Annotated in this window: 10 protein-coding genes; 3 read left to right on the forward strand and 7 right to left on the reverse strand. The window is 63.7% G+C overall.

The genetic code is table 11. The annotated features are described in order from the left end of the window. Positions 1-5 precede the first annotated feature (5 nt). The 4 genes from A4C63_RS22230 to hemJ form a co-directional block, all read right to left on the reverse strand. On the reverse strand, positions 6-344 hold the full coding sequence (locus A4C63_RS22230) for a histidine triad nucleotide-binding protein (RefSeq protein WP_063914599.1): 339 nt from the start codon (positions 342-344) through the stop codon (positions 6-8). Positions 345-407: 63 nt separating this feature from the next. Continuing rightward, a complete protein-coding gene (locus A4C63_RS22235; protein WP_063914600.1) occupies positions 408-1190 on the reverse strand; it encodes an SDR family oxidoreductase in 783 nt (260 codons plus the stop codon). Positions 1191-1257: 67 nt separating this feature from the next. Next, on the reverse strand, positions 1258-2214 hold the full coding sequence (locus A4C63_RS22240; RefSeq protein ID WP_063914601.1) for a nitronate monooxygenase family protein: 957 nt from the start codon (positions 2212-2214) through the stop codon (positions 1258-1260). 28 nt (positions 2215-2242) lie between these two features. Further along, positions 2243-2668, reverse strand: a complete 426-nt coding sequence (hemJ, locus tag A4C63_RS22245; RefSeq protein ID WP_063914602.1) for a protoporphyrinogen oxidase HemJ — start codon at positions 2666-2668, stop codon at positions 2243-2245. A 141-nt stretch (positions 2669-2809) separates the two neighbouring features. Here hemJ and argC point away from each other — a divergent pair, with 141 nt between their 5' ends. Further along, positions 2810-3844: an N-acetyl-gamma-glutamyl-phosphate reductase gene (gene argC / locus A4C63_RS22250; protein WP_025337480.1), complete on the forward strand. Its 1035-nt coding sequence runs from the start codon at positions 2810-2812 to the stop codon at positions 3842-3844. Between the two features lie 146 nt (positions 3845-3990). Continuing rightward, positions 3991-4341, forward strand: a complete 351-nt coding sequence (gene erpA, locus A4C63_RS22255; protein WP_015268740.1) for an iron-sulfur cluster insertion protein ErpA — start codon at positions 3991-3993, stop codon at positions 4339-4341. Positions 4342-4400: 59 nt separating this feature from the next. On the opposite strand, the gene A4C63_RS22260 is transcribed toward erpA, so the two are convergent. Both A4C63_RS22260 and A4C63_RS22265 read right to left on the reverse strand, forming a co-directional pair. Then, entirely contained in the window at positions 4401-5492 is a 1092-nt protein-coding gene (locus A4C63_RS22260) for an anhydro-N-acetylmuramic acid kinase (RefSeq protein ID WP_063914603.1), read from the reverse strand. 4 nt (positions 5493-5496) lie between these two features. Further along, positions 5497-6918 (reverse strand): peptidoglycan DD-metalloendopeptidase family protein, encoded by a 1422-nt coding sequence (locus A4C63_RS22265; protein ID WP_063914604.1) that lies wholly within the window; start codon positions 6916-6918, stop codon positions 5497-5499. A gap of 213 nt (positions 6919-7131) precedes the next feature. On the opposite strand from A4C63_RS22265, the gene tyrS reads away from it, so the two are divergent. Then, positions 7132-8331: a tyrosine--tRNA ligase gene (gene tyrS / locus A4C63_RS22270; protein WP_061550921.1), complete on the forward strand. Its 1200-nt coding sequence runs from the start codon at positions 7132-7134 to the stop codon at positions 8329-8331. A gap of 105 nt (positions 8332-8436) precedes the next feature. Here the strand turns inward: tyrS and A4C63_RS26660 are convergent. Further along, positions 8437-8790, reverse strand: a 354-nt coding sequence (locus A4C63_RS26660; protein WP_218186508.1) for a hypothetical protein, incomplete at its 5' end; no start/stop codon positions are given.

The following is an 8790-nucleotide window of genomic DNA, read 5'->3' on the forward strand; positions in this document are numbered from 1 at the left end:
GTGGATCAGCCCGGTGGCCAGTGCATCTGGCGCTGGCCAAGCACGTGCATGTGGATGTGGTAGACGGTCTGGCCGCCCTGCTCGTTGCAGTTCATGACCACGCGGAAGCCGTCCTCGCAGCCAAGTTCCTTGGCCAGGCGCTGGGCGGTGAACAAGATGTGGCCAGCCAGGCCTTTGTCTTCTTCGGTCAAGTCATTGAGGGTGCGGATGTGCTTTTTCGGGATGACCAGAAAATGCACCGGCGCCTGGGGGGCGATATCGTGGAACGCCAGTACCTGGTCGTCCTCGTAGATGATCTTCGCCGGGATATCCCGGTTGATGATCTTGATGAATAAATCGTCCACAGCACTTGCTCCATGGTGAGGGTCGGGCCGAGTGTACTCAGCCGGGCGCCGCTCGCCCAGTGGCTATTCCATGCCGATCGGGCAATAGCGGCGGTGGATGGCCCCGGCCAGCTTGCGCACCAGCCAGCGTGGCAGCAGGCGTGGGGCGAACGCCAGCCAGCGGTTGCGCCGGCCGGGCAGGATCAGCGCGCGGTTCTTGTCCAGCGCGCGCACCGTGTACAGCGCCACTTCCTCAGGGCTGAGGCAGCGCGGTTTGCCATCCAGCCGCGGAATGCGCCGGCGCGAGGAGCGCACCGGGCCAGGGCACAGTACCGAGACTTTGATGCCGGTGCGCTTGAGTTCTTCGCGCAGGGCCTGGGAGAAGCTCAGCACATAGGCCTTGCTGGCAGCATAGGCGGCCATCCACGGGCCAGGCGCTACCCCGGCCAGGCCGGCGACGTTGAGGATCTGCCCGCCGCCCTGTACCGCCATCAGGTTGCCGATGGCGTGGCACAGGCGGCTCAGGGCCAGTACGTTGACTTCCAGCAGGTCCTGCTCGTCGGCCCACTCATGGGCCAGGAATGGCCCGTAGGTGCGCAGGCCGGCACAATTGACCAGCAGGTCGATGCGCCGCTCGCCTTCTTCCAGCTCCAGCACGAAGCCCGACAGGCGCAGCGGCTGGCTGAGGTCGCAGGCACGGAACAGCACCTCGACACCGAAGCGCTGGGTCAGCTCGATGGCCACCGGTTCCAGCGTTTCACGCTGGCGTGCCACCAGGATCAGGTTGCGCCCGCGCCGCGCCAGGGCTTCCGCCAGGGCCAGGCCCAGGCCGCTGGAAGCACCAGTGATCATGGCGTAACGGGTCATGCAAGGCTCCTGGGGGCTGAAGAGGGCGCCTAGTGTACAGCTTGGCCGGGCAAGGTGTTGCCTTTTGCTACAAGGTGCGGTCGCGCAGGGCCTGGCAGCGTTTCAGGGCGTCCCGGTACTCGTCATGCAGCCGTCCGATCAGCGCGCTGGCGCTGGGCAGGTCGTCGATACCGCCGACCCCCTGGCCCGCCGACCACACGGTCTTCCAGGCCTTGGCTTCGTCGTCGATCGGCTTGAGCTTGCCTTGCTCGTGGCCGCTCTTGAGGGCGTTCATGTCATAGCCAGCCTGCTCCAGGCTCGGGCGCAGGAAGCTGGCAGGAACGCCGGACACCGCCGGGGTGTGGATGATGTCGGCGGCATGGGCATCGAGCAGCATCTGCTTGTAGGCGCCCGGGGCCTGGCTTTCTGCTGTGGCGATGAAGCGGGTGCCCATGTACGCAAGGTCCGCCCCAAGCATTTGCGCAGCGAGGATCTCGTTGCCGTGGTTGAGGCAGCCGGCCAGCAGCAGGGTCTTGTCGAAGAACTGGCGAATTTCCGCGGCCAGGGCGAACGGGCTCCAGGTGCCGGCATGGCCGCCTGCGCCGGCGGCGACGGCGATCAGGCCATCGACACCGGCTTCGGCGGCTTTCTCGGCATGGCGGCGGGTGGTGACATCGTGGAACACCAGGCCGCCGTAGCCATGCACGGCATCGACCACTTCCTTCGCCGCGCCCAGGCTGGTGATGACGATCGGCACGCGGTGTTCCACGCACAACGCCAGGTCGGCCTGCAGGCGCGGGTTGCTTGGGTGGACGATGAGGTTGACGGCATAGGGCGCTGGCGCCTGCAATTGCGCCAGGCCTGCCTCGATTTCCTCCAGCCAGGCCTTGAAGCCGGCGCTGTCGCGCTGGTTCAGGGCCGGGAAGCTGCCGACCACGCCGCTGGCGCAGCAGGCCAGTACCAGCCTGGGGTTGGAGATCAGGAACATCGGTGCGGCAACCACGGGCAGGCGCAGGCGTTGTTCGAGCGAGGCGGGTAGCGACATGGCAAGGCTCCTTGAGCGGGTGGCTATGTCAGAACGGTTTGACCACCACCAGAATTACGATACCCAGCAGGAACAGTACGGGTACTTCGTTGAACCAGCGATAGTAGACGTGGCCGTGAGTGTTGCTGCCGCTGGCGAAACGTTTGCGCTGGGCGCCGCACATGTGATGGTAGACGGTCAGCAGGATGACCAGGGTCAGCTTGGCATGCAGCCAGCCCTGGCTGAGCCAGCCGGGTGTGAGATAGAGCATCCACGCGCCGAACACATAGGTGGCGATCATCGCCGGGTTCATGATGCCGCGGAACAGCTTGCGCTCCATGGTCACGAAGCGTTCCTGGCTGATGCTGTCCTGGCTTTGGGCGTGGTAGACGAACAGCCGCGGCAGGTAGAAAAGGCCGGCGAACCAGCAGACCACGCTGACGATATGCAGCGCTTTGATCCATGGGTAAAGCATGGGGGAGTTCCTTCAGGTATTCACGGTCGTCAGATAGTAGTGGTCAAGCGCCCGAAGGGTCACCCGAAGAGTTGTTACAGGCGCCTTGCGCCCCTATTATCGTGCGCTTTCCAGACGGCTCGTTGATAAGGGGCAAGCGTTATGATCAAGGTCGGTATCGTCGGCGGCACGGGTTACACCGGCGTCGAACTGTTGCGTCTGCTGGCACAGCATCCACAGGCCGAGGTGGCGGTCATCACTTCGCGCTCCGAGGCGGGCGTTGCAGTGGCGGACATGTACCCGAACCTGCGCGGCCACTATGACGGGCTGGCGTTCAGCGTGCCGGACAGCAAGACCCTGGCCGCCTGCGACGTGGTGTTCTTCGCCACCCCGCACGGTGTAGCCCACGCCCTGGCCGGCGAGCTGCTGGCGGCCGGTACCAAGGTGATCGACCTGTCGGCCGACTTCCGCCTGCAGGACGCCGCCGAGTGGGGCAAGTGGTACGGCCAGCCGCATGGTGCGCCAGAGCTGCTCAAGGACGCGGTGTACGGCCTGCCTGAAGTCAACCGCGAGAAGATCCGCCAGGCGCGCCTGATCGCAGTGCCGGGCTGCTACCCGACCGCCACCCAGTTGGGCTTCCTGCCGCTGCTGGAAGCTGGCCTGGCCGACCCGTCGCGCCTGATCGCCGACTGCAAGTCGGGCGTCAGCGGCGCTGGCCGTGGCGCGGCGGTGGGTTCGCTGTTCTGCGAAGCCGGCGAAAGCATGAAAGCCTATGCAGTGAAGGGCCACCGCCACCTGCCGGAGATCAGCCAGGGCCTGCGCCTGGCCGCTGGCAAGGATATCGGCCTGACCTTCGTGCCACACCTGACACCAATGATCCGTGGCATTCACGCGACCCTGTACGCTACCGTCGCCGACACCTCGGTCGACCTGCAGGCGCTGTTCGAGAAGCGCTACGCCGATGAGCCGTTCGTCGACGTGATGCCGGCTGGTAGCCACCCGGAAACACGCAGCGTGCGCGGCGCCAACGTCTGCCGCATTGCCGTTCATCGCCCGCAGGGTGGTGACCTGGTAGTAGTACTGTCGGTGATCGACAACCTGGTCAAGGGCGCGTCCGGCCAGGCGGTGCAGAACCTCAACATCCTGTTCGGTCTGGACGAGCGCATGGGCCTGTCCCACGCGGGCTTGCTGCCGTAAGCAGCCAGCGTTCGAAAAGGCCCGCGTCGTGCGGGCCTTTTTGTATGTCGCGACTAAAGCCGCACAATTCTTGACCGATTTTCTCGGGAAAGCGGATAATGCGCGTCATCGAGTTTTATGGCGGCTACCGCGCCGGGAGAATCAACATGAGCGTCGAAACCTTCACCCCCACGGCTTTGGAATTCACCCACGGCGCTGCACAAAAGGTGAAGAACCTGGTTTCCGAGGAAGGCAACGATCGTCTGAAGCTGCGCGTGTTCGTCACCGGTGGCGGCTGCTCGGGCTTCCAATATGGCTTCACCTTCGATGAAGACGTGGCCGAAGACGACACCATCGTCGAGCGTGAAGGTGTTTCCCTCGTGGTCGACCCGATGAGCTTCCAGTACCTGGCTGGCGCCGAAGTGGATTACCAGGAAGGCCTGGAAGGTTCGCGCTTCGTGATCAAGAACCCGAATGCTGCTACCACCTGCGGCTGCGGCTCGTCGTTCTCGATCTGAGGCTTGGCCATACGAAAACGCCGCGCAATTGCGCGGCGTTTTGCTTTCTGGCGTAGCGCTCAGGCCGGGTAGATTGCGCCGAGTACGCGCAGGCCCTTGGCCGCTGTCACGCTAGGGCGATTGGCGGCGATGCCTTCCAGGCAACAGTGGGCCAGCCAGGCGAAGGCCATGGCTTCGACCCAGTCCGGGTCCACGCCGTGGGCACTGGTGCTGGCGACACAGGTGTGGGGCAGCAACTGGCCGAGGCGCGCCATCAGGGCGCCGTTGCGCGCACCGCCACCGCAGACCAGCAACGCTTCGGTGCCTTGCTGGGCGTTGCTCAGCGAGTCGATGATGCTGCGTGCGGTCAGCTCCAGCAATGTCGCCTGCACGTCCTCGTCGCGGTAAGCGGGCAAGCGGGCCAGGTGGCCATCCAGCCAAGGCAGGTTGAACACTTCGCGGCCGGTGCTCTTCGGGCCGCTGCCGGCGAAGAACGGGTCGGCCAGCAGTGCGCTGAGCAAGTGGGGCTGCACCACACCCGAGGCAGCCCACGCCCCATCCGCATCGTAGGCCTGGCCGCGCTTGCGCTCGATCCAGGCATCCAGCAGCACGTTGCCCGGGCCACAGTCGAAGCCGTGGACCGGCTTGTCGTGTTCGATCAGGCTGAGGTTGCTGAAGCCGCCCACGTTGAGGATGGCCAGGCGCTGGCCGAGGTGGCTGAACAGGGTTTCATGGAAGGCCGGCACCAGTGGCGCACCTTGGCCACCGGCCGCCACATCGCGACGGCGGAAGTCAGCGACCACGCTGATACCGGTAAGCTCGGCCAGCAGCGCCGGGTTGCCGATCTGCACGGTAAAACCGCGTGCTGGTTCGTGGCGGATGGTCTGGCCGTGGCTGCCGATGGCACGGATGGCATCGGCCTGCAGCCCTTGCCTGGCCAACAGTTGGCGGATGCCTTCGCCTGCCAGGCTGGCCCAGCGGTTTTCTGCCAGTGCGGCGCGGGCGATCTCGTCAGGGCCGCTGCTGCAAAGGCTCAGCAGTTCCTGGCGCAGGTCGCCGGGCATGGGCAGGTAGTGGGTGGCGAGCAGTTCGAGCTGCTCGCCTTGTTTGATCAAGGCAATGTCCAGGCCATCGAGGCTGGTGCCGGACATCACCCCCAGGTAGAGCGCCATGGGCTTAGCGCTTGTTCGCTGCGAGCAGGGTGGCCTTTTCCTGATCCATGCGGGCGATCAGGGGCTGGCTCTGCTGCAGGAAACGCTGGCGCTCGTTCCTGGCGATCGGATCGGCCATCGGCACTTTCTGGCTCAGCGGGTCGACGTGTACACCGTTGACCTGGAACTCGTAGTGCAGGTGCGGGCCAGTGGACAGGCCGGTGGTGCCGATGTAGCCGATGATCTGGCCCTGCTTGACCGAGCTGCCGGTCTTGATGCCCTTGGCAAAGCCCTGCATGTGGCCGTACAGCGTCTTGTAGCGGTTGCCATGCTGGATGATCACGGTGTTGCCATAACCACCGCGGCGCCCGGCCAGTTCGATGCGGCCGTCACCGGCTGCCTTGATCGGCGTGCCGCGTGGGGCGGCATAGTCGACGCCTTTATGGGCGCGGATCTTGTTCAGAATGGGGTGCTTGCGGCCGGCGGAGAAGCGCGAGCTGATGCGGGCGAAATCGACCGGAGTACGGATGAAGGCCTTGCGCAGGCTGTTGCCATCGGCGGTGTAGTAGTTGGTGTTGCCCTGCTTGTTGGTGTAGCGCACGGCGGTGTAGGTCTTGCCGCGGTTGGTGAAGCGCGCAGACAGGATGTTGCCGGTGCCGACCACCTTACCGTCCATCACTTTCTGCTCGTAGACCACGTCGAATTCATCGCCTGGGCGAATATCCTGGGCGAAATCGATGTCGTAACCCAGCACGCGGGCCATGTCCATGGTCATGCTGTGGGACAGGCCGGCGCGCTGGGCCGAGGCCGACAGCGAGCTTTTGATCACGCCATGGGCGTAGGCGGTACGCATTACCGGCTTGCTGATTTCGCGGTTGAAGGTGTAGCCCTTGGCGGTCTTGGTCAGGCGAATGGTTTCGAGGTTGCTCACCTTGCTGTGCAGGCTGGCCAGCTGGCCGTCCTTGTCGAGCTCGAACTGCAGTACCTGGCCGTGCTTGAGCTGGCTGAACTGCTTGGCCTGCTTGTTGCTGGCCAGCAGGTCGTGCACCGCATTGGTCGGCAGGCCGACCTTGGCGAACAGGGTGGACAGCGTATCACCACGGGCCACGGTGACTTCGCGGTGGCTGGGTTCCTTGGCGGCTTCGACGACCGGTTCGGCAGCAGGCGCCTCCTGTTCGGCCTTCTGGGTCTCGGGGGCAGCGTCTTCGATCTGGGCGAATGGCGAGCTTTGCTCACTTTCTGCCTGCACCAGGGGCGCAGCGCGGGATTCGTCCTTCAACTGCTCGGCAGGGCTCTCCAGCTCGAGGTTGAGGGTGGTTTTCTTGGCTTCCACTTCGCTGGAGGGAAACACCAGCAGGGCCAGGCTGAGCAGGGCGGCGATGCCGCTGGCGGCCAACAGATGGCTTTTCGGATAAAGCGGGGGCGCTTTAGGCGGTTCGTTGGTCATGGGCAAGGTGACTTTGAAAAAGGTGAAATGGAAAAGATGAATGACATGATGAAGATGAAATAACTGTATAAAATATAACCAAATCCATTTTCACGCAAGGGCGCGTAGACGCCGCAAGCCTGTGTTCGGGTCACATTCCTTTGCGAAACTTGTAATTGACGGCCGATCTTGTATGGTTGGCTCCCCCTGAATCTGAGCCTTGCGGGTTTGTCTATGAAGTCGGTTGAAGAGCAGCTGGCGCTTATCAAGCGCGGTGCGGAAGAAGTACTGGTCGAGTCGGAACTGGTGGAGAAGCTCAAGCGCGGCCAGCCTCTGCGCATCAAGGCCGGCTTCGACCCGACCGCGCCTGACCTGCACCTTGGGCACACGGTGCTGATCAACAAGCTGCGCCAGTTCCAGGATCTGGGGCACCAGGTCATCTTCCTGATTGGTGACTTCACCGGCATGATCGGCGACCCGAGCGGCAAGAGCGCCACGCGCCCGCCGCTGACCCGCGAGCAGGTGCTGGAAAACGCCGAGACCTACAAGCAGCAAGTGTTCAAGATCCTCGACCCGGCCAAGACCGAGGTCGCGTTCAACTCCACCTGGATGGACAAGCTGACCCCGGCCGACTTCATTCGCCTGGCGTCGCAGTACACCGTGGCGCGCATGCTCGAGCGCGATGACTTCGACAAGCGCTACACCACCAATCAGCCGATCGCCATCCACGAGTTCCTGTACCCGCTGGTGCAGGGCTATGACTCGGTGGCGCTGAAGGCGGATGTCGAGCTGGGTGGTACTGACCAGAAGTTCAACCTGCTGATGGGGCGCGAACTGCAGCGCGCCTATGGCCAGGAAGCGCAGAACATCGTGACCATGCCGCTGCTCGAAGGGCTCGACGGTGTGAAGAAGATGTCCAAGTCGCTGGGTAACTATGTAGGTATCCAGGAAGCGCCGGGGGTGATGTACAGCAAGCTGGTATCGATCCCGGATACCCTGATGTGGCGCTACTTCGAGCTGCTGAGCTTCCGTTCGATGGAAGAGATCGAGCAGTTCCGGGCCGATGTCGCCAATGGCGCCAACCCGCGGGACATCAAGATCAAGCTGGCCGAAGAGATCGTTGCGCGCTTCCATGGCGAGGAGGCTGCGGCCAATGCTCACCGTGCTGCGGGTAACCGTATGAAGGAAGGTGAGCTGCCGGAAGACCTGCCGGAAGTCGAAGTGGCTGCGGCGGAAAGCCTGCCGATTGCTGCCGTGCTGAACCGGGCTGGCCTGGTGAAGAACTCGGCGCAGGCGCGGGACTTGCTGAGTGGTGGTGCGGTCAAGGTTGATGGTGCGGTGGTTGATCGCGATTTCGTGTTTGCGCTGGGTGCGACGCATGTGTGCCAGGCGGGCAAGAAGTCGTTTGCGCGGGTTACCTTGAAGGCTGAGTGATTGGCTTTGGGTGTGGCTATATAGAAGCGGGGAGGCCGATAGGCCTCCCCGCTTTGTTTTTGGGGTTTGGCTTTTGGCTTTTGGTTGTTGGGTGCGTCAGGGCGGCTATGGGCCTGTCTTGAGATGGTATTGGCTTTGAGAGGTGCCTGCCTTGTGTTTTCTGGCGCCTATGAGATCGAGCGCCGCCCGCGCGGCGCTTCGCAGCACAAGGCTGCTCCTACATCTGTTTCGGGCCAGTCTCTCCTGTGCCTGTGGCGCGCGCACCCTGAGCGCCTTGTCTGTTCCATTCAATATCGAAGGTTGCGCCTGCTGCTCTTCATCAATCTCCAGCCATGCACCCAGGGTGCGCGCGCCAATGGCGCAGGAATAATTGGCCCGAAACAGATGTAGGAGCAGCCTTGTGCTGCGAAGCGCCGCGCGGGCGGCGCTCGATCTCATAGGCGCAGAAGGTGTTGTGGC

The organism is Pseudomonas sp. p21, assembly GCF_001642705.1.
Classification (GTDB): Bacteria; Pseudomonadota; Gammaproteobacteria; order Pseudomonadales; family Pseudomonadaceae; genus Aquipseudomonas.

Bases quoted from the DNA above. Each gene is read 5' to 3' on its own strand.
- A4C63_RS22235 (WP_063914600.1), bottom strand. From the start codon at position 1,190: ATGACCCGTTACGCCATGATCACTGGTGCTTCCAGCGGCCTGGGCCTG.
- A4C63_RS22240 (WP_063914601.1), bottom strand. From the start codon at position 2,214: ATGTCGCTACCCGCCTCGCTCGAACAACGCCTGCGCCTGCCCGTGGTT.
- hemJ (WP_063914602.1), bottom strand. From the start codon at position 2,668: ATGCTTTACCCATGGATCAAAGCGCTGCATATCGTCAGCGTGGTCTGC.
- argC (WP_025337480.1), top strand. From the start codon at position 2,810: ATGATCAAGGTCGGTATCGTCGGCGGCACGGGTTACACCGGCGTCGAA.
- erpA (WP_015268740.1), top strand. From the start codon at position 3,991: ATGAGCGTCGAAACCTTCACCCCCACGGCTTTGGAATTCACCCACGGC.
- A4C63_RS22260 (WP_063914603.1), bottom strand. From the start codon at position 5,492: ATGGCGCTCTACCTGGGGGTGATGTCCGGCACCAGCCTCGATGGCCTG.
- A4C63_RS22265 (WP_063914604.1), bottom strand. From the start codon at position 6,918: ATGACCAACGAACCGCCTAAAGCGCCCCCGCTTTATCCGAAAAGCCAT.
- tyrS (WP_061550921.1), top strand. From the start codon at position 7,132: ATGAAGTCGGTTGAAGAGCAGCTGGCGCTTATCAAGCGCGGTGCGGAA.